Origin of the sequence: Psychrobacillus sp. FSL K6-1464 (assembly GCF_038003145.1) — a bacterium.
Lineage (GTDB): Bacteria > Bacillota > Bacilli > Bacillales_A > Planococcaceae > Psychrobacillus > Psychrobacillus psychrotolerans.
This window is the reverse complement of sequence record NZ_JBBOOP010000002.1, coordinates 110,286-134,299: the sequence shown is the minus strand read 5'-3', so window position 1 is coordinate 134,299 and position 24,014 is coordinate 110,286. Positions and strand designations below refer to the sequence as shown.

General features: G+C 36.8%; 30 protein-coding genes. 25 read left to right on the top strand and 5 right to left on the bottom strand.

What is annotated here, in order from left to right; genetic code table 11:
• Positions 1–293 precede the first annotated feature (293 nt).
• Positions 294–716: a hypothetical protein gene (locus MKX39_RS20650; protein ID WP_340765036.1), complete on the bottom strand. Its 423-nt coding sequence runs from the start codon at positions 714–716 to the stop codon at positions 294–296.
• Between the two features lie 238 nt (positions 717–954).
• On the opposite strand from MKX39_RS20650, the gene MKX39_RS20645 reads away from it, so the two are divergent.
• Both MKX39_RS20645 and MKX39_RS20640 read left to right on the top strand, forming a co-directional pair.
• On the top strand, positions 955–1,194 hold the full coding sequence (locus MKX39_RS20645) for a hypothetical protein (protein ID WP_340765034.1): 240 nt from the start codon (positions 955–957) through the stop codon (positions 1,192–1,194).
• Positions 1,191–1,568: a hypothetical protein gene (locus tag MKX39_RS20640; protein ID WP_340771742.1), complete on the top strand. Its 378-nt coding sequence runs from the start codon at positions 1,191–1,193 to the stop codon at positions 1,566–1,568. Before MKX39_RS20645 ends, MKX39_RS20640 begins: the two co-directional genes overlap by 4 nt.
• Before the next feature lie 307 nt (positions 1,569–1,875).
• Here MKX39_RS20640 and MKX39_RS20635 read toward each other — a convergent pair whose 3' ends face one another.
• The gene (locus MKX39_RS20635) at positions 1,876–2,382 is read right to left on the bottom strand and encodes a hypothetical protein (RefSeq protein WP_340771740.1); all 507 of its coding nucleotides are present in this window, start codon (positions 2,380–2,382) and stop codon (positions 1,876–1,878) included.
• The gene (locus MKX39_RS20630) at positions 2,379–2,519 is read right to left on the bottom strand and encodes a hypothetical protein (protein ID WP_340771739.1); all 141 of its coding nucleotides are present in this window, start codon (positions 2,517–2,519) and stop codon (positions 2,379–2,381) included. Before MKX39_RS20630 ends, MKX39_RS20635 begins: the two co-directional genes overlap by 4 nt.
• A 143-nt stretch (positions 2,520–2,662) precedes the next feature.
• Here MKX39_RS20630 and MKX39_RS20625 point away from each other — a divergent pair, with 143 nt between their 5' ends.
• The 4 genes from MKX39_RS20625 (at position 2,663) to MKX39_RS20610 (ending at position 6,523) form a co-directional block, all read left to right on the top strand.
• Positions 2,663–4,708 carry a ribonuclease R family protein gene (locus MKX39_RS20625; protein WP_340771737.1) on the top strand — a complete coding sequence of 682 codons (2,046 nt, stop codon included), beginning with the start codon at positions 2,663–2,665 and terminating at the stop codon, positions 4,706–4,708.
• Positions 4,705–5,148, top strand: a complete 444-nt coding sequence (locus MKX39_RS20620) for a hypothetical protein (protein WP_340765024.1) — start codon at positions 4,705–4,707, stop codon at positions 5,146–5,148. The genes MKX39_RS20625 and MKX39_RS20620 overlap by 4 nt, the downstream gene beginning before the upstream one ends.
• 51 nt (positions 5,149–5,199) lie before the next feature.
• Entirely contained in the window at positions 5,200–5,475 is a 276-nt protein-coding gene (locus MKX39_RS20615) for a hypothetical protein (protein ID WP_340771735.1), read from the top strand.
• 382 nt (positions 5,476–5,857) lie between these two features.
• Positions 5,858–6,523 (top strand): hypothetical protein, encoded by a 666-nt coding sequence (locus tag MKX39_RS20610; RefSeq protein WP_340765021.1) that lies wholly within the window; start codon positions 5,858–5,860, stop codon positions 6,521–6,523.
• A 31-nt stretch (positions 6,524–6,554) separates the two neighbouring features.
• Here MKX39_RS20610 and MKX39_RS20605 read toward each other — a convergent pair whose 3' ends face one another.
• Positions 6,555–7,214: a TlpA family protein disulfide reductase gene (locus MKX39_RS20605; protein WP_340765019.1), complete on the bottom strand. Its 660-nt coding sequence runs from the start codon at positions 7,212–7,214 to the stop codon at positions 6,555–6,557.
• A 191-nt stretch (positions 7,215–7,405) separates the two neighbouring features.
• Here MKX39_RS20605 and MKX39_RS20600 point away from each other — a divergent pair, with 191 nt between their 5' ends.
• The 7 genes from MKX39_RS20600 to MKX39_RS20570 all read left to right on the top strand — a co-directional run bounded on the left by MKX39_RS20600 (position 7,406) and on the right by MKX39_RS20570 (position 12,031).
• Positions 7,406–8,194 carry a 3D domain-containing protein gene (locus MKX39_RS20600; RefSeq protein ID WP_340771732.1) on the top strand — a complete coding sequence of 263 codons (789 nt, stop codon included), beginning with the start codon at positions 7,406–7,408 and terminating at the stop codon, positions 8,192–8,194.
• A 789-nt stretch (positions 8,195–8,983) separates the two neighbouring features.
• Positions 8,984–9,295 (top strand): hypothetical protein, encoded by a 312-nt coding sequence (locus MKX39_RS20595; protein ID WP_340765015.1) that lies wholly within the window; start codon positions 8,984–8,986, stop codon positions 9,293–9,295.
• A 184-nt stretch (positions 9,296–9,479) separates the two neighbouring features.
• Positions 9,480–9,947 carry a hypothetical protein gene (locus tag MKX39_RS20590; protein ID WP_340771729.1) on the top strand — a complete coding sequence of 156 codons (468 nt, stop codon included), beginning with the start codon at positions 9,480–9,482 and terminating at the stop codon, positions 9,945–9,947.
• A gap of 171 nt (positions 9,948–10,118) precedes the next feature.
• Entirely contained in the window at positions 10,119–10,424 is a 306-nt protein-coding gene (locus MKX39_RS20585; protein ID WP_340765011.1) for a hypothetical protein, read from the top strand.
• Positions 10,425–10,581: 157 nt separating this feature from the next.
• The gene (locus tag MKX39_RS20580) at positions 10,582–10,929 is read left to right on the top strand and encodes a hypothetical protein (protein WP_340765009.1); all 348 of its coding nucleotides are present in this window, start codon (positions 10,582–10,584) and stop codon (positions 10,927–10,929) included.
• Between the two features lie 69 nt (positions 10,930–10,998).
• The gene (locus MKX39_RS20575; protein WP_340771726.1) at positions 10,999–11,625 is read left to right on the top strand and encodes a hypothetical protein; all 627 of its coding nucleotides are present in this window, start codon (positions 10,999–11,001) and stop codon (positions 11,623–11,625) included.
• A 70-nt stretch (positions 11,626–11,695) separates the two neighbouring features.
• A complete protein-coding gene (locus tag MKX39_RS20570) occupies positions 11,696–12,031 on the top strand; it encodes a hypothetical protein (RefSeq protein ID WP_340771724.1) in 336 nt (111 codons plus the stop codon).
• Positions 12,032–12,113: 82 nt separating this feature from the next.
• Here MKX39_RS20570 and MKX39_RS20565 read toward each other — a convergent pair whose 3' ends face one another.
• Positions 12,114–12,515 (bottom strand): hypothetical protein, encoded by a 402-nt coding sequence (locus tag MKX39_RS20565; protein ID WP_340765003.1) that lies wholly within the window; start codon positions 12,513–12,515, stop codon positions 12,114–12,116.
• 194 nt (positions 12,516–12,709) lie between these two features.
• On the opposite strand from MKX39_RS20565, the gene MKX39_RS20560 reads away from it, so the two are divergent.
• The 12 genes from MKX39_RS20560 to MKX39_RS20505 all read left to right on the top strand — a co-directional run bounded on the left by MKX39_RS20560 (position 12,710) and on the right by MKX39_RS20505 (position 23,775).
• Positions 12,710–13,300: a hypothetical protein gene (locus MKX39_RS20560; RefSeq protein ID WP_340765001.1), complete on the top strand. Its 591-nt coding sequence runs from the start codon at positions 12,710–12,712 to the stop codon at positions 13,298–13,300.
• A gap of 147 nt (positions 13,301–13,447) precedes the next feature.
• Positions 13,448–15,379, top strand: a complete 1,932-nt coding sequence (locus MKX39_RS20555) for an AAA family ATPase (protein ID WP_340771722.1) — start codon at positions 13,448–13,450, stop codon at positions 15,377–15,379.
• Positions 15,380–15,450: 71 nt separating this feature from the next.
• Positions 15,451–15,750, top strand: coding sequence for a hypothetical protein (locus tag MKX39_RS20550; protein WP_340764997.1), 300 nt, complete (start codon positions 15,451–15,453; stop codon positions 15,748–15,750).
• 112 nt (positions 15,751–15,862) lie between these two features.
• The gene (locus MKX39_RS20545) at positions 15,863–16,810 is read left to right on the top strand and encodes a hypothetical protein (RefSeq protein ID WP_340771720.1); all 948 of its coding nucleotides are present in this window, start codon (positions 15,863–15,865) and stop codon (positions 16,808–16,810) included.
• A 44-nt stretch (positions 16,811–16,854) separates the two neighbouring features.
• Positions 16,855–17,676, top strand: a complete 822-nt coding sequence (locus tag MKX39_RS20540; protein WP_340771718.1) for a hypothetical protein — start codon at positions 16,855–16,857, stop codon at positions 17,674–17,676.
• Positions 17,677–17,847: 171 nt separating this feature from the next.
• Entirely contained in the window at positions 17,848–18,228 is a 381-nt protein-coding gene (locus MKX39_RS20535) for a hypothetical protein (protein ID WP_340764991.1), read from the top strand.
• A gap of 88 nt (positions 18,229–18,316) precedes the next feature.
• Complete coding sequence (locus MKX39_RS20530) at positions 18,317–18,820, top strand: DUF6036 family nucleotidyltransferase (RefSeq protein ID WP_340764989.1); 504 nt, start codon at positions 18,317–18,319, stop codon at positions 18,818–18,820.
• Positions 18,821–18,936: 116 nt separating this feature from the next.
• Complete coding sequence (locus MKX39_RS20525; protein WP_340771716.1) at positions 18,937–19,185, top strand: helix-turn-helix domain-containing protein; 249 nt, start codon at positions 18,937–18,939, stop codon at positions 19,183–19,185.
• 104 nt (positions 19,186–19,289) lie between these two features.
• A complete protein-coding gene (locus tag MKX39_RS20520; RefSeq protein ID WP_340764985.1) occupies positions 19,290–19,514 on the top strand; it encodes a DUF4314 domain-containing protein in 225 nt (74 codons plus the stop codon).
• 171 nt (positions 19,515–19,685) lie between these two features.
• Complete coding sequence (locus MKX39_RS20515; protein WP_340764984.1) at positions 19,686–20,078, top strand: hypothetical protein; 393 nt, start codon at positions 19,686–19,688, stop codon at positions 20,076–20,078.
• A 208-nt stretch (positions 20,079–20,286) separates the two neighbouring features.
• Complete coding sequence (locus MKX39_RS20510; RefSeq protein ID WP_340771715.1) at positions 20,287–21,975, top strand: PcfJ domain-containing protein; 1,689 nt, start codon at positions 20,287–20,289, stop codon at positions 21,973–21,975.
• 126 nt (positions 21,976–22,101) lie between these two features.
• Complete coding sequence (locus MKX39_RS20505) at positions 22,102–23,775, top strand: PcfJ domain-containing protein (RefSeq protein WP_340771710.1); 1,674 nt, start codon at positions 22,102–22,104, stop codon at positions 23,773–23,775.
• Positions 23,776–24,014: the final 239 nt, after the last annotated feature.

The window sequence follows — 24,014 nt, the reverse complement described above, 5'->3', positions numbered from 1 at the left end:
AACTAAATTCACTAACTATTAAGACATTTATCAAAATTTATCAAGGTTACTATAATACAAAAAGAAAGGAGGACAATATGCTACTTTTTCTATTCTTCATCACCGTAGTCTTGTGTGTCATTCTAGAAGATAAAGGCTTTACCTATAACAAAACTGAACACCAGCTTGAAGCTGAAAGTAGATTGAACTATTCTTGTTAATGGACATCATAGATTATGAGCCTTGTCTCCGAAGATAAAGGCTTTTTTTATGGACCTATTATTATTTCGCCGAAAAAAGAACCGCAGCTTATATTAAGTCGGCTTATTTTTATCATTTCCAATCGGTTCTGGTTCACTTTCGTGAAATTCATAAAACTGTTTTCTACATATCATTAGAATTTCTTCATAACTTAGGTCCTTGTGAGAACTCGGCATTTGTTCCCATCGTTTAATAGTTTCTTCATAATCGACAAGAAAGGCGTTTTTTTCCTCTGAAAACTTTTTGTTCCGACGGATATTCCCTATTAATAGATAAATACTTAAAAAATTAATTAACAAAATATAGCTAAATTCTTGGAGAATAATAGGAATAATAAGTGCTAGTGAGACAAGAGAGATAGAAATAATTGTAGTCTTCCATGCTTTGCGTTTCTTCCTATCTATAAATTGTGCATACTCTAATAAAAATTCCCTATTTACTTTGATAAATTTTTTGAATTGCCAGTGAGGGTTCAAAATGCTTCCTCCTTTTAGTTATATTAGTGGAACTATATACTATTTAAAGAAAAATATCATCCACTTATTATTCTTATCGGTCAGCAGTTCGTTTTTTTTCCAGAATCAAACAAATATCAGTAATTTACAAGGCAAATCGGTCTAAAGTCTTACTAAGCGAATCATATTGTCATGCTTCTACTATAATAGAATGTTCAAAAAGAAAGAGGATAGTCAATAGACTTAAGGAGGAATAACTTTGGGATTTACAATAGAAAAGGTATATACCGAGAAATATATATTCACAAATGTTCATCGTAATTATATAAAGTATAAGGAATTCCGTAAGTACAGGAAAGACTTGGATTCTTGCAATCTTTGTGACACGAATTTTAAAGCCGAAGATAATTTACATCTTGCTTTTTTGGAAACTCATAAAAACCAATTGATCTGTGATGCATGTGCAGACAAAGTGGAAGAAGGGATAGAGGCAAATTGACAAAGGACATTGAATGGTTGAAAGGGTTGAAAGAAGGAGATAAGGTTGCCACGCAAAACGCATTGGGGTGGAGTAGGAATAGCGTTTACCGAGTACATGTGATTGTAAAAGTAACTCCCTCTGGAAGAATAAACTTAAACAGTGGGGAAGTCATTGATCCAATAACGGGAATGACTCGAGGAGAGAATAATAAAAAAATCTTACCTATTACACCAGAAATCGAAGCGAATATTCAGCATCAAAGGAATGTGTCTATGATTAAATCGCATCTTTCAAAAGTGGATTTATACTCTCAAGACTTGGATAAGATACAGAAATTATCGAAATTCATGGAAGATTTAGGGTTAACCGAAAAGGCAGAGACCAATAGATAGACTAAACTTGTGTTATAAAGGAGAGAGAGTATTGAGTAATGTAATTAAAGAAGTTGTCCAAATAGCAAGAAGAGATTATATTTGTGATGATTGTCGAAAACCTATTACTAAAAGAACTAAATATAATTACCTGTTCGGTTCAGCTTTTGTTGGAGAAAAGCCTTATAGTATTAGGGTTTGTCAAAAATGTAAACCAATTAGTTCATAGTTTGATAAACTCTATGAAATTGTAAGCTACGAGAATATATAACTAATATGCATGAAATAAAAGAGAAGCAGCAGCCGAAGAGGGCTAACTGCTTCTTTTCTATTTTTCGACATGAGATAATTCGACACTTGCGGCCGGACCACTTGCTTCTCTGAGATTTGCGGTTGCTTTGTAATGACCTGGACTCAAATTGAAAGGGAACACAAATCTAATTTTTTCACCTGATTCCATGATCACCTGCGTATATTCCTTGTTTTGAGATGGGATGCTGTATACAGACTCTCCAGTTGCATCTATAATCTCAATGTTTACCATACTAGGATCTGTCATTAAGGCAATATCTTCCGGAGTTGTATTTTGAACAAGATAGACGAACTTTGTTATTTCTTCTTCTTTTTCTACAAGCAATTCCCCTTTAATAGCAGGTTCTTCTTTTATAGCTTCAGGACCAACAGGAATTTTTTCCACTTGCACATTTTCAATCTTGGGTATATTTATTTTCTTCTCTTTAGGTTCTTCATGATTTGCCCAAACATATAACAATACTAGAGTAGCGATAAACAATGAACCCGGTATCAATATGAATAACTTTGTCATTGGTTTCATATAAGACTTTTACCTTCCATCGCAATAGGATATTCTACAAAGTCCCCAGGGGCAATTTCTTCTTGTGAATTCGTTATGTGGTAACTGCTAAAGGCAATGATTACGATTATTACTGATGAGAAAATCCAAAATTTCATGTCGTTCACTCCTATTTGTTTTTGTATTCTACGTACTGGTTGTCTTTCCTATGCCATTTAGTTAGTCGAGCAGTGTCGGACGCATCTGACTTATCGAAGAAATCAACACTGCATAAGATAAGGTAAAGAGAGGATGAGCAGCATTGAAAACAATCAAAGAGAGATTAGTAGAACATATGCTAAATAGCCAATCAAAGCCAAGGCTTCAGACAGAGATTATGGGCCAGATGAAAATGCGTAAAGACGCAAAGAAACTATTCCGTAAAGCAATCAATGATTTGACTGATATTGGTTTCTTAACTCGAAATATGAAAAACCGAATTAGCTTAACTAAAACAAAGCCATGGTTTGTGGGAACTGTTTATCCAGGGAGCAACGGAACTCTTCACATATTAACGGATTCTGGCTTGACGCACGGGAAACCATCGGCAGGGAAGTTTCAAAATGGAGACCGAGTTTTGTATGGACTCACCAGTCAGGGGAACGTAACGCATCTGGAAATTCTAACTAGTGCAATACAAACGTTCCGGGGAACTTTCTTGCGTTCTGTCGAGAAAAGTTATTTTGTGCCTGAAGAAGGAGGAGCGACAGAAATGGAAATCGTAAACCCACCTGAACAAGCTAAACATTTAGACATTGTGCATTGTTGTAAGCTGTCGGACGGTAGGTTCAAAGTAGTGAAAGTGTTAGGCTCTACATCTCACGGGACCCTTTCACCAGATGACATTTGTGAGGAACGAGGCATTCCGATTGAATTTCCTTCAAAAGTGTTGAAAGATGCAAAGAAATTGCGTGTTGATATTCAATCAGAAGAAAGACGTCGCCTTGATTTAAGAAATGAACTTATCTACACAATTGATGGTGCAGATGCAAAAGATTTAGATGATGCGATTTCTATTGAGAAGTTAGATAACGGTATGTTTCGACTAGGCGTACACATCGCAGATGTGAGTCATTTCGTACAAGAAGATTCAACAATAGATAAAGAGGCATTTTATCGTGGGACTTCCGTTTATTTCCCAGGACATAATGTGCCAATGTTGCCTAGAATATTATCGGATAAGCTATGCAGTCTGGAAGAAGGAATCGACAAATTGACAATGTCGGTGTTTTTAGACATCGATGAGTGGGGAAATGTGCAGAAACACACCTTCCACAAATCAATTATTCGGTCGAAGGCTAGACTGATCTATGATGATGTTTCGGACTACTTAGAAGGTGCGGAAAAATGTCCAGACTTTGAAGTAGAAGGACTTGTAGAAAATCTTACAATCGCTCACCAATTAGCGACAATTCTCGAAAGCAGAAGAAGGTTGAGAGGGGCTATACGTTTCCAAAATAAGAAGCCGAGCGTTCAAGTTGATAGTGAGACAATTGATGTGAGACCCGAGGAGAAGAGAGTCGCAAATCGAATCATTGAATCTTTCATGGTTGCTGCTAATGAAGCTGTTGGAAAAATTGCATTGGAACATGAGGTTCCCTTTTTATTTCGTACACATCCAGTACCGCATGAACATCGGTTAGAAAGGCTGGAGAAATACTTGAACAGTAAAGGGTATGTAGTCGATCTTACAGAGCCTTCTTCTAAATCTATACAGTCTATCCTTTCCGAGATGCGAGAAACAGAGCATGAAATTGCGGCAGAACAACTACTATTGGAGTCCATGTTACCAGCTAGTTACGAAGCGGAAGTGGCTGATCACTTTGGATTGGGTTCGGAAGCCTATTCCCATTTCACTAGTCCAATCAGACGCTATCCAGATCTTGTCTGTCATCGAGTGTTGTCTGCGATTCTAGAAAATACACTTTTAGATAAAAAGAAAGAGGAATGGTCGAGTCGTTTCGATGAAATCGCCTCCCGTTCATCCAACAGAGAACGAATTGCGGAAGTAGCTGAGAAAGAAGTGCTCGATTCGCTTATCAAGGAATGGGGAGAGCAGCATATGGGGGTCGTATTTTTAGGACAAGTAATGTCCCTCATGGACGGCGAGATCAGTGTCCAACTAGAAAACGCAGCGACCGGCTATATTCTGGATCACAACATTGTTCACGATAGTACAGATGAGACCGTGTCGTTCGGAACAGAACGCTATAGCTTAGGAGAAAAGCTGTACATTTGTCTACAAGGCGTAGGAGAAGATGGATTAATATTCAAAGTAGTCACAAAGCTTAAAGGAGGGCTTACATGAGTCAAACAATTGAATTCGAATGGATGGAGGATGAAGGGAGACACCGAGTTAAAGTAAAAACGAAAAAAAGAGGATGTCTATTTTATCAGGAGGAAGAGGAGCTTGTTGTCTCCTTTTCTGATCTGGAGCAGTTCGACTTAATTGATTTTCCTAACACTGCAAGAATCACTCGTTTTGTAACATGGAAAGAAGCAAGAATAACTCTTGGCGATGTCAAAGAGTTACTGGAGTTGTTGGATTCTATGCGAGAAAGCAAAATCGTTCGGTATCGATGGGTTCACCGTCCACAAGGAAGAAAAGTTCCATATTTGATTAATCCGAGGCTTCTTGGAACGCTGTACAACGCAGCGTATTCACTAGTTCTGCACGGTAGTCTTGTCCGAGACGATATTCGAGACATGTATATCACTGTTCAACAACGTACGAAAGACAAAAAGTAATTGGTCCTTACCGCTATGCATACGATAAAGAAAATAGAGGGAGTGTCGCATATGTGGTTCAAAAAGAAAAGGATTGTAATGAAGAGATTTCCATTAAGTCAATTAAAAAAAGCTGAATTTGCTGCTTTCTTAATAGAAACTGGACCATCTTTTAAGGGGGATAAATATTCTATCAAAGTTGGGCTAGGGCTAGCTAAATTCACTTATCATCCAACGGATTATGTGGTGGAATGGCCATCTGTGGGGACGCTCGAATATGCGTATGCCAGCAAGGATTTATCAGATGAAGTATTCCGAGACATATTGGAGATTTGCCGACAGAGCTAAACAGCAATGAAATATTGCATAGGTTCCTTTAGGTTCATTGAGTTTGAAAGCTCCCTACTTCCTGCCATATCAATAGTTGAAGTGGGGAAAACTCAAAATGAAGGCACATAGTAAGAAGCCATGCAAAGAACAGAAATAATTAATACATCGTAACAAACGCTAATGGCTAAGTTGGGAATTACATTCATCATCTTTTTCATCAAGATAATCACACCTTTCTGTTAGTTTTACAATATATAGGGATAAAAATAAAATGAAACACTATATCTAGTTCTTGTTCTCATCATAACGTGGATTGGTAATTAAGTCAATTATATTTGACAGTGATACATGTCTTATGTTGTTCGGTTGAGGACAAAAGCTTGAGAAAGGAGAGCAGAAAATGGAAGAAAGAAAACTGTTTAGTGCAGAAGATCAAACTCCAGGAGTAATACCGAATGTTGAACAAGCTCACTGGAGAAAACAAGATAAGAAAATAGAACAAATACGTTTCTATTCCGTTAAACATGCCTACATAGGGATGCTTGTGTCATTGGGAATTGGAATGTTGGGTTCTATTATCCGACTGGATTTAATGGGAATCATTTCAATGGTTTTTGCATTGGGGTTGTGTATCGCTACTCTTAAGTACCGTAGAAAGAATGTTTCTGAAAGATGGCAAACACATTCGAAAAATATGGGTACAATCATACGAGTTGCAATTCAATCAAGCGACTTAGACATTTTCTCCGTGAATCGTAAGCAATTTATTCATTGGGGTCTTGGCACAATGTTAATCGGAACAGTAATATTCGTCCCACTATTCCCTGCAGTAGGTTCTCTGGCTCAACTGGTAGGGGTAGTTCTTATTCTGTGCGGATTACTGTTGTGTCATTCGCGAAGAGACAACGTGGGTCTAGAAGGTGCTATCGCGTCTTTATCAATAGGTCTTGTGTTTTCCTCTGGATGGGCAACAGCCATTGGTCATGGAGAACCTATCGCCTTGGCAGTATTGTCTAGTCTGGTTCTTAGATGGTGGAAGCAATCAATCAAGCTGAGAATGACATAAAACAAAGAGAAGGGGCCATGTGGCACCCTTCTTATTTATTGTCCAGTGATTTTACCTGATCGAAATGACTCTGGTAATTTTCTAATCCTTCTGCCCCTATGGTCATCAATCGAACGATTCCTTCAGTATCTATATAATAGAAGGTAGGCGTGTAGATTGCTCCATACACATCTGATATAGCATAATCACCCTTGCCAATTAAAGGTATTACTCCTGGCGTTTCTTCTATTGTAGATAAGTGTTCAAGAACAGTATCTTTTGACTCTCTGTCATACACCTGCAATAACACGGCGTCCGGGTTGTTTTTTGCAAATTGTTCTATAGTATCTTGGACTTCAATGCAATAAGGACATATAGTACTAGCAAATTCAATCACTATACGTTTCCCGACGAAATCTTTTAGAGAGACATCTCTTCCATTTGAATCTTCTAAAGTAAAATCTTTAAATGGTTGATCGATAACTCCTTTCATAGCATCTTCTACTTCTTTCTCTCCATAGATTTCTGCGTAGTCGATTCCAAGTCCTCCGGCTGTTTCTAAAGGTTGTGTATTTGTTGATGTAGATTCGTTTTTATCTATGCTTTGCATAGTGTAATCTATTTGATTGGCTTTTTGTTCGCAACCAAACAGAACGAGACTCGACATCGCTATACCTAATATCAATGCATTTAATTGGCGTTTGTTTTTCAATAATTTCATCTCCTTTTCTTCTATTCTATTCATCAAAAAAAGAACTAATCGTTATTCCGTTTCGAATGAGTAGGGACCATTTTATATTTCATTTAGATGACAACTGTGTCAAACGTGTAACGTTAAACGCGGTACTAGATGTGTTTTGTCAAATGGTGCATAGGATAACTCGAAAAGGAGTGAGAAAAACAATGAAGAGAAGTCAAAAGGAGAAGTCGAAAACACTGAACATTCACAGAAGAAGTGCCTTCATCTTGAGTGCAGGACTGTTTTCCTTGTTTATCACACAGTTAGCGTTAGCATCTGAACTGGGAACAGAAGAAAAAGAAGAACCTAAGAAAACAGTCGTCATCCATGACTATGATGCCAAGTATGACGAATTGACCTTGGAAACAGAAGAACTAGAATCCATGAAGCTAGAAAAGTATAAATTACAAGTTGCAGAAGAAAAAGCTGAGGCAAAACGAGCGGCAGAAGAAAAGAAAGTTGCTGAAGAGAAACGAATCGCTGAAGAAAAGCGAGTTGCGGCAGAAAAGTTAGCGAACGAGCAGAAGAGAATAGCGAAAGAGAAGAAGGTAGAAGAAGCAAAAAAAGCTAATATAGCTAAGGAGAAAGCCGAGGCAAAAAGAAAAGACATACAGAAACAGAGTAAGTCTGCTGTGAAATCCGCGTCTGCAAGTACGTTTACGGCAACCTATTTTACGGCAACCTGTAAGGGTTGTTCTGGAATAACGGCTGGAGGAACGAATATCCGCTCAACCATCTATAAAGACGGGTACCGTATTATTGCCGTTGATCCATCGGTTATTCCACTAGGAACACTTGTGAGCGTGTCAACACCGAACGGGACCTTCACAGCAATCGCAGATGATGTAGGAGGAGCAATAAAAGGACAAAAAGTCGATATTCTAGTTGGAAGTACCCAAGAGGCAATTCAGCTCGGTAGGCAACAAGTCGTGTTGACAATTTTAAGTAAATAAAATACCGCCCTAGACAACAGGCGGCACAACGGAGGAGCTTTGCTCCTCTTCTTTTTTTGTTTTACGTTCGTGTATGTTCGGAGAAAAACATTTAGAACATACAGGTTTTAAAAGTATTTTATTAATCCAAAGACAACCGACGACGAAGACAATCCCTGCTAAGTAATGCCAGGTATACGTAAGGATTCCGCCCCCAATCACGTAAAGAATCAAGTTTAAAATGCTAAGTCGATGAACACTTCGCACATATTCTCCGCAGTCTTCACATTTAAAACTGCTACTAGCTACAGTGTTTGCTGTTCTAGCCTGTACATACTTCTTTAGTAGGAAATTCCTCACAGTTAGCTCACCATCTCTTCCAAAAATTTTGTGTATTGTTGTGTGATATTGTATACAATAGTAGACACTTTAAACAGTGGTAAATTGTCGAACAAAGTAAATCAAAGTCATAAAAATAGGGAAGTTACTACAATACGTTGAGCATAAACTGTTAATTTAAAGTTTATGAATGTTGATGTGTCAGTGTTTTAAGGATGTAGTGGTCGAGTGTTAGCAATCTTAAAAGCGACTTAAAATCATTCGACAATCTTTTTATTTAAAAGCTTGACTTTGTACACTGTATGAAATATTATAAAGGTACAGATAGAAACAATGAACTAGTGTCATTCGTAGGTATAATTTCGTGCAAAAAGCTGAGCCAAAATGAAGCACTTGAACTTGTCAGCAGTGAATAGGCTATGGTATCATTAAAAAAGGGAACGAATGTTCTAAAAAACTGGGGGAAAAGAAATGTTTAATAAAGAGATAACAAACTTACTAGTGGTAAAAGAAGATAAAATGTACGAAGTTGTTAGAGCTGCATATGAATTAAAAACAATGAAAAGTGGTCATGTAAGCTCGTGTGATATGTTTGAATCAGAAGAAGGAGAAACGCTTGTGGAATTCAAAACACAAACAGGCATGAATACCCTTCCGGTGAAAGAATTGTTTGAAGAAATATCAAGTATTTTGTCAAAAGACTGTGGTGGAAGAAAGATTCACTCATACAAGTCACTTGAAATTGATGATTATTTTGATCAACATGTGTTTTTTGTTGCTTAATTACGGTTCAGACTACCCAAAGGTGGTCTTTTTTTTTGTTAAAAATTTGATTTTTGTCACCGTGATAATTAATGATGCTTATTGATTAACGACAGTTCTAATTTCTTCCGGGTTAAATGCATATCATGGGACAGAAAGACAAAAAAGGTCAGGAAACTCCTGAAGCTGAAAAGGTGGAATCTATATGTTGGTAAAAGTACTTAGTATGAGTCGAGCAAATTTGTATAGGACAGTAAAGAAAGCATGTATTATCCGTATCGGGGATATGGAAAGTGATTTCCGACCTCTAGAACAGGAATACGTAAAAGAATGTACACTGTGCTTTTATGATGTGGAACCTAGCACAACTCTTCCAAGTAATTGGAATTGGTTTAATAAGGAGCAAGGAGAAAAGGTTTTGACGTTCTTTAAGAGCTTTAATAATGAGGAGGAACTAATCATACACTGTCATGCAGGAGTCAGTAGGAGTCCAGCTATTGCACTTTCATATGCTTGGTATGTAAATGATTTAATATTAGAGAAGGCAATACTAGAAGGTAAATATGCACCAAATGCACAAGTATTAAAAGTAATGGGCAAACTTCTTGGCGTGTATAAGGATAAAAAAGACTATATTCACTCTTGTTCTAGACTTAGCGATACAAACTATTAAGGGGGCAAATAATTAATAAAGTGTTTTTAAGGATGAATAAATTATTTCTAAGAGAGCTGATAGTTCATGCTCTTTTTTTGTTGAAATATTATAAAGTCCTGAAGTTCTTCTCTTATAGTTTATTTTTTCCTTGCATAAGATAGAAGAAGACTTTTAAGGGAGGTTTTAATTGTGAACCAATTTTGGATACAAATCATTGTTTTTTTAGCATATGTCTCATCTTTTGTGATTTTATTTACTTCATTCATATCTTTGGCTGCTTGTCACGCAAATCCACAGGGTCGAAGTGTAGCACTTAGTCGAATTCTATATGGAATTATGCAATTAGGTGTGTCTAGCTATTTTATGGAATTTTATTTCTCCATATGGTTTTGGCTTCCATTTGCTTTAATAATGGCAATAGTGATGTTCTCCTTTATATATTGGGCTTCTTTGTTCGTAAGAACTAGATTAGAACTCTTATTTAACAAGAAGTGAAAAAAGTAATGAAAGAAATGAAACCAACGATAGATGATTAGGAAATGGGCTTGCTGTATAAACAGCAGTTTTTTTGTAGAAATTGTTCCATCTGCATATGATGCAAAGTAACAATCTAAAAGGTATTGTAAACCAATAATTAAAAAGGAGTGGTGGTATGGAATCCGTTGAGTATTTTGAGCAGGAAATTCTACCGAGTCCTACATCGGACGAAATTGAGGAAATGTGGCAATGTTTTATGCATCAAGAAATTGAACGGAATAAAAATTTGATTTCAGTAATGGGAGATGCCGAGGAACTAGATCGGCTATTTCAGGAGAATGCTATTATCTTATCCAAAATGGAAAAAGTGAGAGATAGCAGCGGAGAGTATTTCTGTGAAGAAGACCAAGCGATTTATGAATCTTTACAAAAAGATATCTTACTTCCGATTATTGAACGTATGAAAGAACTTGGAGAGTTTTATTGGATTCGCTTCAATGATAATTTTGTTAAACACCATTAATCACTTTAAGTATTAATGAATTTCAAAGGGATATAAACAATATCACAAACATTAAAAGGAGGAGTTATTATGTTAGAAGAAGGCACAGTAGTTTATGTTGATCAAGCGGGTTCTGGTTTCAGAAAAATCGAAGGATATTCCGGTACGATAATAAGTCCGGAGGATGCTTTGAGTTATGAGAAGGCTGGTACTACTATAGAAGGTTTAGATACTAACGAAGAAGGAGTCTTTTTCATTGAAATAGACAGCTCAATTTTTGAAGATGATGAAGGAGAAAACAGTGAAATGGATGATGAAGAACGAGAAGAAGAGTATGATTCCGGTAGTATTTGGGCTGTAAGACAAGATGAAGAAACGTCCTTTGTTGTTCAATCAAACGAAGAGCCAAATAACTATGGATTAAACGAGATTTCTGTGACAGAATTGAAGGAATTAGTTGGTGAAAATAATTTTGAAATGATCCTTGTTCCATCTGAACAACCCATCTCTAAAAGTTTATATTTTGACGATTCAGAAGTGTGTGGGTGGCTGACGTTGAAACAAGGTGAAAAAGAATATCTGTTTTATGTATATCAAAGAAGTTCTAATGCAAAAGTCAATGAACCTCATGTATATTTAAAAGAACGATTGACGGGCGAAGAACTAAAAAAACAGCTAGTGAACATTTCAGAAGAACGCGGCTTAGATAGAGAGTGAATTATATCAATTAACAAGATGAAGTCAAGCCCTTTGGGTTTGGCTTTTCAATTTAGAAGGGATTGGTGAATTGATGACGAAAGTGTCTTCAGAAAAATGCTATCATGGAACGGAAAAAGTTCGCGAGGGGTCAGAAAAACAATTGCTTGAACGAGATGGAAGGCTCGTGAATCTTAGGATATTTGATTCTAGATTAACTACTCCAGTGATTAAAAAGTTATTACGTTTCAAAATAACTAGGTTGAGTGGTCTTCTCAAAATGGATGAAGATGGCTTAATGATAATGGCTTATCATCACCGGCTGAGAAGGAAGGAAATACATCAGATAAAGGAATATATACACGCATATTTTCCCGAAAGATTCTCCGAAGAATTTGTCTTATTGCCAGAAACTGCACTTGCGTAATAAATATAACGCATCAGAAGTCCTTTAGGGGACTTTTTTTATGTGCAAAAAAAAACATGTCGTTAGACATGTCCTCTTCTTCTTAATTCAAATCTTTATCTGTGGAATAACGTTCGCCTTCAGTGTCTTGAATAATCCTTTTTCCTATGCGTTTAAGCTTGATATCCACACCTTCTCCTGTGATATGGTATTCATCACCGCTCGTTTTGACTTTATACTTTTCTATTATCCATTCTGACTTAGTACCTGCATTAACCAGGTCATTTTCGTCCATAAAAGGTTTAATTTTTTGGCTGTTTACCCTGATTGTCAGTTTGTCATCAAAGAATGATAAGGAGTTGTCCATATTATTTTCGCTTTGGAAAATTACATTCTTCAGATGCTCTTCTTTCGCAGGAAATTCGATGCCCTCTTCACAAGCGACGAGCAAAGTTAAAAGAGTCAAAATGACAAGTGCCCAGATATATTTGATTTTTTTTGACATGGTAACTGTACCTCCTTTTTTGTATTCATACTACATAATACGCAACAAGCTCCGAAAAGATTCATATTTAACAGAATATTGAAATCGTTCGTAATCGTTCGACAATTAAAGCATATAAAAAGATTAGTATAAATGGTATAAATATATTGTACTACAAATAAAGGTTGTAGAAACCTAAAACAGGGGGAATTTGGATGTTGAGAAAAGCTTTATATCTTATTATGGCCATGTGTGTATTTGGAAGTGTAATGGGAACTACTGCTTCCGCAAGCAATACGGTGGGTTCAACCAATGAAATTAATGAAAAGAATCTAATTGAAACGAATGCAGAAATAACAAGGATTTGGAAAACGGGAGTAGCAAAAACAACCAACGGTGGACAAGCTCCACCACTAACAATCTGGTTTACACAATCTGGTTTTGGTGGGCATCTGACACAATATGACAAAAAGACGTTTCCTGGATACAGCGTCGCGTACTACGAAGGCTACTTGTATAATATGAATAACCCAATTCCATTACCAACTGTAGTAAAACCTGAAAATTTATTACTGTTAGATGAGGCGATGAATGCACAAGCGGATACAATGACTTATGCTGTAACATTGAAAAAATTAGATGTTGTTGAGTTTCCTCAAACACTATGGAAAGAAGTGAACGGATATGCTGGTTATTTAACTTTGGCCACGCTAGAGTATAATCGTGATGGTTATTGGTATGGTGTCTATAAGGGGACTTTACGTAAAGGTCCATATGGAAGCAATCAAATAGAAGAAGAAAAATAAACTCTTATTAGGAGTCTCCATTCTGGGGGCTCTTTTTTGGTTTCTCAAACTTTCTTCGACTTATCGAACAGCTTTGACTTGCATATAACAGTATGAATCACAAATTCATGGAGGTCGCATCGACCATATAAAAAGGAGGAAGCAAAAATGCAGTCAATTAAATTAATCAGTTTGTTCGTAGAAGGGTTTCGTGGGTTTGAGAATTCAGTAACATTCGAATTCTCGGAAGGGCTAACGGAATTTAGAGGAGTCAATGGAGAAGGAAAGACTACCATAGGTGAGGCAATTGCATGGGCTATGACGGGGAAAGGACTTGGGGGAAGCGTAAAGAACCTAAACATTAAAAACATAAACGTTAGTAAAGCTCGCGTTGTTTTAAAGTTTGAAAGTGATGGACGTGAAAGAGAAATCGAACGAAGATTGACGACATCTACACGCATTAAGGTAGACGGTGTCGAAGTAGCACAAAAAACAGTAGAGGAAGAATTTAATTCACTATTGTTCCTGATGTTATTCAATCCAATGATCTTTTTGACTCTTACAGAAGGACCAGCTCGTTCAATGATTACGAAGTTGTTCTCGGAAGCTTCCTTAGACGATGTGTTAAATACAATGACGTCAGAAGAACAAGAGTTTCTAAGAAAAGAAACTTTTAACGTCAATGACACGAATAGTTATCTAACGGCATTAACAAAGAAGCGTAAAAATGCTGAGGACGAATTGAAACATATGGAGGGGTACATTCAAAAAGTATCGGAGCCTATCATAATTAAAGAAGTAGAAGTGGTGTCTAACGACCGTATTAATGCGATTCGAGAAAAAATCGAAGAAGTGATCAAAGATAAAGCGAAGAATGACAAACCTGCTGAGTCTGAAGCACAAAAAAGAGAAATTGAATCCAATATACGTGAGGTGAAATCTCGTGCATATTCCGGTGCTGTCGAAGTGGGAGAATTAAATAAAGATGTCAAACGTGTTGAAGTCGAACTTGCACATCTAGATAGATTGAAACCAGACACAAAAAAGACAGACTCCCTTCATTCAGAACGAAATATGATGCTTCAAAAGTATCGCTATGAAAAAGATAAGCTTGCGGAACTCGATAAAGAAATAACTTCTTTAGATGCAGCGACATGTTCTGCATGTGGACAAAAAACACCGCCTGCTCACATTGAAAAGCGTCGAAAAGAAATAGAGGCAAGCAAAGCGATTATCGATAAAGATCTACTCGAGATGGTCGAAAGCGGTAAAGCAATTAAGGAAGAAATCGAGAAAACGGACAAAGCGAATCTCATAATAGAGAAAAACTTCGAAAAAGAGCTTTTAGAAAAACGCAAAGTTCTAAAAGCTGAATTGGATGATGTTTTGAAGAAGTTGAAGACTCATGAAGAAAAACGCACACAGTTCCAAAAATCAATAGAGGAAGAGTTGTCTAAACTTGTAGAACGCAAAAAGCTTTTAGAAGCTGATGCAGCAAATAACAAAACGAGTGGTGCTAATTATGAGGAACAACTGATTTCACTCAAACAAGAACTTGTGAAGGAAGAAGAACGCTTCACTGCTGCTAAAAAACTAGAAACAGAAGCAGAAATAGCGAAGAAACAAGAAGCAAAACGAGCAGAAGATCTTCAGGCACTTATTGTGAAACGGGAGGAGCAAGAAAAGTCGATGGAGCACATGGCTAATCAAGCTTTCCATATGAAGCAATTCGTGTTGGCGAAAACGACCATCCTAAATGCAGAGATCTCGAAGCATCTAAAACGAGTATCGATCGAATTGGAATCCGTAAATCAAACTTCTGGAGAAGTTCGTGCATGTTTCAACGTTCTTTATGATGATAAGCCTGTACATGTATGTTCATTATCAGAGCAAATGCGTGCTGGCATGGAAATAGTAGACATGATTAGCAATATCAAAGGATATAAATATCCCCTCTTTGTGGACAATGCAGAAAGTATTATTGGTTATGATTGCGGTGTGGAACAACGTATTGAAGTCCGTGTGATGAAGGGCGAATCGTTGATGTCTCAAGCAAAAGTAGGAACAGCACCATCGCGTGTTCAGCCAACTTCCGCATAATACTTGACAACGGATGGATAATAGTGTATACTATAGTATATAAACCAAAACAATTTCAGGGGGAATGCCAAATGGCAACAACAGTGAAGAAGTTAAACCAAGCAGAGATCATTAACATTTTGAACGAGAAGCAATTTTCGTACATTGCGAAAGTGGAAGGAACAGCAATCGAGTTTCAATTCGGTCTGTTGCAGCAAGTAAATGATAAGGTCGAAAAACATCGTCTATCAATTAAGCAAGATGGAACGGTCTCCGTTGCAGGTGTTGACAAGGAAATGAACGAAGTAGAATTTAAAGAATGGCTAGATAGAGTCATTGCTTACAAGAAAAAACAAGAAGAAATAGCAGAGTTGTTCAAAGAAATTATTTAAACAGCTCAACTAAAGGAGAGGGGAAACCCTCTCTTTTCTATACATAGGATTCAAACAGGACAACTTTATTGGTTGAACATACTGAGTCCCTTAAATAAAGGGGGAAGGAATAATGAGTAAAATAGTCGAAATGATTAAGCAAGAAAAAAAGCGGTTAGTAGAAATGAATGATGTTACGAGGCTAATACTGGACAATATCTCTGTCATGCTGGGATTGCAAATTGTTTCGATGAAGAAAATGGACTTAAGTACCTGTGTGATCGCAACAAAAGGAGATGTTAATTATGAATTCTCTTTAGAATTAAATGACTGGGAAGTATTTCAGCCGTTCTCTCAGCTAATCGTTGTTCAGAACGTGTCCAGAGGAGAAGAAAGGTTAGTAGGTCCTTGGTATGTATCCATTCAGAATCTTTCTGATAGTCCCAATTTTATTTTCACTGATTCATTTGATGAAATAAAGAATAGAGCAGAAAAGGATGGCTTTAAGGTCAGTTTTGAGAGGGTTGAACAGCTGCTTCTACTAAACGAAATCCCCTTTGAAGTTTCTACTGAGGGAGAACACATGATCAAAGGCGAAGGCTTCCGATTAATTCAAGGCTTCTCTAACACAATCCAAGTAGAGATTTATAAAGTTTGTAATTCTTTTCAAGTAATAATAGGAGAAGAACTAGATAAACAGGAAGAGTCGTTGTCATCTATTGTGAAGTTTATAAAAGCAGCCCTTTCTGGCCGGGTGATTGTCGGCAAGCATAACCTTATGGAACTGCTTAAGGCTGCTCAAGAAAACAAATGGGATACTTTGCTTCAAACACGACCAGATATGTCTAGGGCAGGTTATGTGTGCCAACCTTTCGTTTTAAACGGCAAGGAGATTCCTTTTGAGATAGAGCTTACTGAAGCGTCAAAGGAGCAGGTATTAATACAGATAAGCTACATACCAACTACCGATTGTTTCCTTATGGAGGCGAATTATATGTTGAGAAGAGAATCCGAAGAGTTCGCTGACATTCCCAACCTTATAGCAAAAATAAAAGAACTTGCTCAGTGTATTAAAGAATAATTATAAAGATGTTGAGTGGGTACATGATAGAAGGAGGTGGCATATTGTTCAAATCAAAAATGAAAGAGGAAGAAAGATTGCCTAGCGGTATAAAACCGTACGAATACAAACGTGTAAATTTTTTAAATGCCTTTCGTCAGATGGGTTTTTCTTTTTTAGAGGATGAACCGTCCCTCTTAGTGGAAAAAGTGTTGTCAGTGGATCCTGATTGGATAGGGCATGCTAACTACGAAGCCTATGGACATAGAGATTTCCATGAACCAGAGTTTTATAGATCTAATGCAACAGAGGTCCCGTGTTTAGAAGGAGAATGGATTGTCGTATGTTATAACAGGGAGTGCAAAAGAATAGAAGGAAACGATACGCGTTACTGGAGCGAATGGCATAAGTATTATGTTTGTCAAATAGACTTCTCCAAAAGCTATCTTTTTAGAATAGTTGAAGAATTCGAGCATATCTATGATGCCTTTAATTATTTATATGAGAATAAATTAGTTGCAATTGTGAAAAGTGAGGGAAAATATAAGCAACAAATCGTCGCGACCAAAGCAAATAATATATTAGCTGTACTGGGAGATTATGAAAATGAAGAGGAAGTATTTAGTTATGATGAGCTCCTCAAATTTTTCAGTCAGCATGCTGAGAAAAGCGAGAAAATTAAAGAGTTATTAAGTTTGTATAATGAAAATAAACCATCCAATTGCGATGAAAGTCCAGAACATAGAGACGAATTAAAACGTATCAGAATAAGACGGTTTTTGTCAGATGAACCTTATCGACTTGCTGGATGGGATACAAAATTCACAATTAAGGAATATTTATCGTTCGTTCGGAAGTTCAAAGAAAATTACTTGTGGAATTTGTAGAATGTCATATAGATTTCTCGAGGATTTTCTCCGTGTTAGTAGGAGTTAACCCCCTGGAAGACCTAAATGGGTCTTTCACTTACATAATAATAAACTGCTTGAAACAGAGCAGTCGCAATTAAAATGAAAATAGAACACTCGAAAATTAAGGAATAGCAGGAGGAGTACAAAATGAGAATACGACCCGATGAGATATTATTTGACCTGGAATCATATGCAATTCATGTAGAGTCAGAAAGACAAAGATTATTTGGTGATTCCGGACCAGAAGAAATTCTATCCCGTGCATCTAATGATCACCAAGCATTTCGCTGGGCAACGATGTATGCTGTGCTCGGCAATGTGTCTGGGGACATATGGGAAAAGCACCTGGGTATCGTGAATGCTTACCTTGCTAGTTCAGAAGGGACGGAAGCATTTCGTGAATCAATGAAAAAACAATTAAATCAGAAACAGGGACAGGCAACTGCGTATCAAGTCCGCACATTCTGGAAAGACATGACAATCTACCGCCTACTGACGTGGAAAAGAATTTTAAAAGAAAATAAGTGAGCGATTGAAAGACATTCTTTTGCATAAGATACACCAAACGAAACGTAAATGGAATCGCTTTAGCGATACGTCAGGAGGGTGATAGAAGATGGAAAAGGATGAAATAGTAATGAACTTAACACTTGCTGCAGAATACCTGCCAGAGTCGTTAAGGAGTCATCGAGACGTGCTTATCGTAGGTGGAGCAGCAATGGTGCTAGATGGTTGCACATCTAAGATTACGTATGATATAGATGTGATTTACGGTGTAGAGGATGCGGCGGAACACTTTGAAATGTTTTCAATTGGAGACGCTGCTAAAGAAGTATGTCATCTTCCTAAGGGTTACGAGGAGAGAATGGTTAAAGTAGGAGAGTTTGAGAACGGAGTAACTTATTGGAGATTATCAAAACTAGATATTATCCATACTAAATTACAAAGAAATGATAATAAAGATAAACAGGATTTGCAAAGGTCTGGTTGGTTAGACCTTATTGACTGGAGTACACTTTTGGACATTTGTAGAGATGAAGCTGAAACAAATCCTTTTTTTAGAGGAAATGTAGAAAGATTCTTTGGTGACAACTACTTATTTAATGGGTGGGCGGCATAGCCGTTCTCCCACAAGTATTGTTTACTCAGTTGACTTTATTTACAGATCATTGTTGACTACAGTTCATGAGATGACGTATACTATAGGTAACAGATAAACTGGAAGGGGTTATTAAAATGGAAGAATCTAAATACTTAGAAATACATAAAGAGAAAATGATTGCCTTTGGGCAAATGATTAAGGAAAAGAGAAACGAACTAGGAGTTTCGCTAGATAATGTTGCTAAAGAAACGGGTATAGGGAAGGCGTACTTGTCGAGAATTGAAAGAGGAGACAGAGGAAACCCATCATTTATCATTGTTTATGAGCTTTGTAGATACTTCAATATCGACATGTCGAATATACTTAGCAATCCTGCAGCTTAAGGCGTTCCTTCTGGAGCGTCTTTTTCATTGGAAAGAACCTACCTGCATATACTAAAGAAAGAACAAAAAATATGGAGCGATAGGTTCGCAACTGGAGGATTTTTATGAGTAGACTGGACGAAGATATCTTAGATGCGTTAAGAATTTCACATTCCCCACAGAAGCGAGTGCGTTTAATCCTAATGAAAGATCCTTACCAACCGGTTCCACCTGGGACAGAGGGTACTGTAGAAAGTGTGGATGATATGGGAACAGTTCAAGTAAGGTGGGATACTGGTTCAGGTCTAGGACTTATTTACGGAGAAGATGAATGGATTGTTATTACTTAATAGTAGCAAGATACTGTCTTCTCCTTCTTCATAATAGTGGAAGGGAGAGGCATTGTAGGATAAACTAATAAAATAACAAGGAAACACATAGAATAGTCTGAGGAACATATATAAGGATACGCGTGACGTAGGCTTTTAAAGTCAATACATGATAAGGTGGGATGAATAGACATGAGGAATCGTTCAAAGGAAGGTCATTTAACAAATAAAATGAATGAGCTTGTTTCGTTTAATACGAAGATCGAGAATGATATAAAATGTTTAATGGATCAAAAGAGAGACGAAGGTGACATGGAGATTGGACTTTTTCTTTTATCATTCATCGTCCATGATATGGTGGAGAATTTTATGCCTAAATTAAGTAGAATGGAAAAGCTTTTACATGATGCAGAGTGGTATTTAGGGTATTACGGCGTACTTTCCCCAGAGACGTATCCGGAACGTCTTAGTGAAGCACGAACCGTTGATTTTAGGATATACCTGACAAGTCAAGAAAGAAAAGAAGCGATGATCCAATTTTGCGAAGAACAAAAGATGACTCAACAATATGGAGAACATCCCTGAACTAATGGGTGTTCTTTTTTTTATGCAAAAACGGATTATCCGACACTTTAGTATTGAAAATAAAATTTCTGCTCCAACTCATATACATACCTCAATACACACCCACCCCAGTCATCAAGTAGTAAAGGAGTATGGTTCTGCATAAAATGCACCGTACACACTAAAAAGGAGAAACCTAAACGTTTCAATTAAACTGGAGGGAATATGTATGGTAATCATGCAGCGTGAGGAAAGTCAATTGAATATATTTGAGGTAGTTAAAGAGAAAAGGGAATTTGAATTAGAAATGGAACTCATAGATTTGCAAAAAGTTGTGCCAGGTGTTGATTATAAAGGATACTCTGTTCATGCAAGATCTACAAATTATTACGGTGCAGACGGAGAAGTATATACCATTCATTGTACATGTGGTTTTATCAGATCGAATAGAGTTTATTCTGAGTGGTCACCTAGTATTGCGAAGAAAATGACTGAGTATAGAGAATCTGAAGATGCAAACAGTTACCATCTGCAAATACGAGAAGCTAGAGGACTAATGAAATCCATTCAAGAGGTTCTTGTCGAGCACAAAAAAGAATGCGACAACAAAAAATTGCATCATGGTACTCTTAAAGATTATGTTTTTAAGGAAAAGAAGGCTACCACTAAATATTGCTCCTACTTCACTTTAGATAAGTTTGATGAGGAATTTCTAAGATTGCGTCGTTATGATTTGCAATTTAGTTTCAGTGGATACGATGTAATTTTTGAAACAGCCCCAAAATTCCAAGTCTATATTGGAAAAACAGGATTTGAAAACCTGCTCATCGGAAGAAGATACAAATCGGAATATAAGTTTACAGAGGTAGAAGCGGCGTTTAATACACTGGATGAAATATTTGAAAAAGGAATATCTACAGATAAATTGGTGATTTCAGAGGATGTGAAAAAACACGACTTGTGGAGTAAAACAGGACTTGGTGATTTCTCAGATCATTTAAATTCGGTGAGAGGTTTTGAACCTTCTTTATATGGTTATACCATGGCAAAAAAACTTATAAAATATATGCATCAATTTCATTTGTATCCAGTTATAGAAAGGATATGGAAAGCAGGACTTTACGCTTATGCATGTGACGCCATTAATAAGCATACGGAGATAAAAGAATCGATTCAAGCAGAGTTACTATTGCCAAAACCAATTATCAAGCACATCAAGACGCTTGATGCAGAGAGTATTAAGCATATCAGAGAATTGAATAAAAAAGGTGGAATGACAGAAAAAGAGGCTCAAATGGTCATCGGCCAACGTTTAAACAGTCAGACACTTAATAAAATGGTCGAGTTGACTGAGATGGGCAATTACACGTGTCGAGAGTTGTTCCAATATGCAGATCGTGCTTGGCATTCTCAAGCAATAGAAACGGGAAGGGTCGTCCTTATGCTTAGAGATTATGTCAATATGAATATCATGATGAATGCTGAATATGAAAAGTTTCCAAAGTCGCTTATTCGAGAACATGATGTGACAGCTAGGGATTTTAAGTTTGTGAAGGATGACCTATTAAATGAACAGTACGAAAAATCAAGATTTCCTGAAGTAGAAAATCAATTTAGTTACGAAAATAAAGAGTTCTTAATTCGTGCTCCAAAAAATCTCGAAGAAATTGCAATAGAGGGCAGTGCATTGAGTCACTGTGTAGCATCTTATGCGGATCGAGTAGCACAGGGGACGACAACCATACTGTTGGTAAGAAAAAAAGGAGAAGTAGAAAAGCCGTGGGTAACTATAGAAGTGTCTAGTTCCAATACTATAGTACAAGCAAGAGGGAAGCATAATGCTCATTACACGGTTGTTGGTGGAGCTCCACTGAAGTCATTCATTGAAGAGTGGAAAAAGTTGAAGAAAGTTAGCTAAGAGAGGGGGCATTTCGCCTTCTCTTTTTTATTGCACTTCCTTCGAGTGATGGACATTCTTCCGACTGCATACCATAGAAGGAATGAATAAAAAGGAGAGCACTAGCTCATATAAGGAGGAGTTAAGATGGTTACACTTAACAGGGATAAAAAAGAAATACTAGAAGATAAAGGTATGACTAAAAAGGAAATGGTTATAGAATTACCTGAAGTAAATTCTTTGGAGATATTTGGGAAATTTTATGGCTTAACTGGGCTAAGAGTTTACGGAAGTGGGATGAGAAATGAATACACATTTCACTGCCCGTGTGGAGCGAAGTCGTTTAGATCCAACTCAACAACATGGTCACCTGAAATTTCTCGCAAGTACAAAGAATTACTATTGCTTGTGAAAGATGGAAAAGGAGAACAATATAAGAAACAGACTGCTTTAAATGAGTATAGTAAATCAATTTCTAATAAATTTCTTCATTATCTGAAACCCCATAACAAAGATTGTGTCCATCGATATCAAGATGAGTCTGGATATAACAGAACCGAATTCTTACAATCAAACAAGCGAACAATAACCTATGGTTCGCATGTAACAATGGATGTGTATGATGAGGAATTAATCGTTATTCGTCGTTATGATCTGCGATATGTGATATACAATAAGACGGTGCAATTCGTGTTAGTTCCAAGAGGGCAAATTTATATGTCTTCTGAAGGAGTTCAAAAAGTTATCACAGTCATTAATGGGCAATATGGTATTAAGTATACAGATAAAGGAAAAAATGATGCAGAAGCAATTAAGTTAATGTCCACAGGAAGAACGACATGGACATTCGAAGAGTTTTATAGATCAGACCTCGAAAATCATGCGGCTTATAACAGGACTGGATTAAAAGAACTTGTTGAAGGAACTGAAAAGACTAAAAGGTCTTTGGTTACGATGCAAACTTGTGTAATGTATATGAATTATAGAAGAGATAATCCAGCAGCGGAGAGTTTTTTGAAAATGGATATGTTTAATTTCGTGATGGACAAGATGAAAAATGGTGAAAAACTTAGTGAGTCAGTCAAAGAGGAAATCTCTTTGCCCCGACCTATAATGAAGCACTTAAAAACACTTGACTCGATGGAAATTGAATATTTAAAAACGATGCATGAAGTTGGCACCTTAAATGAAGAAGAAGCACAGTACCTTGTTGGTATGCATGACCGTAAGTATTCACTGAGTTTATTTGCGGAAATCGCAATGAATTCGAATTACACATCAAGAGAACTGATTGATTACATGCAGCGAATATATGACCAGCAAGCAATTGAAGTAACATCGGCTCTAGTATTGTTAAGGGATTATGAGTCAATGGCAAAACAAATGAACATGCAAGTAGAAAAGCGTCCAAGAAGTTTAAAACTGGTTCATGATATTCTGGTCAGAGATTTCAGTATGGTAGAAGATGAAATTCTCGCTGATCAGTATCAACAGTTAAAAGAAAGACTCGAAAAAAAATACAGGTATGAAAATAGCCAGTTTGAGATACGTCCTCCATACTCACTGGAAGAAATATCAATAGAAGGACGAAGGCTGAAACATTGCGTGTCCTCTTATGCCAAAAGTGTTGCGAATGGGAATACAACCATTTTGTTTGCACGTAGAAAAGAATCACCTGATAAACCATGGATAACTATAGAGGTGAATAACGGAATTCTGACACAGGCAAGAGGTAAAATGAATTTAGATTACAGGAAAATTGTGGATAAAGATTTCCTTTCCTTTTTCCAGAAATGGAGAGAAAATAAAAATGTTGGATAACGGGGGGAATTTCCCCTCGTTTTTTTTAATTTCTTTAAGTACAATGGAGGAAGAAATAATTACTTTTAGGAATATTGCTACTATTGACAAAAGCATTTAATGTTGTATACTATAGTAGAAATATAACTTTGGTCTTAGTAAACTCGCAAGCAATAGGACTTCATTCCTTTAGTCAAAAAAATGACAAAAAGAACAATATATTTATAAACCTTGTCAAAAAAACGATATACATAAAACAA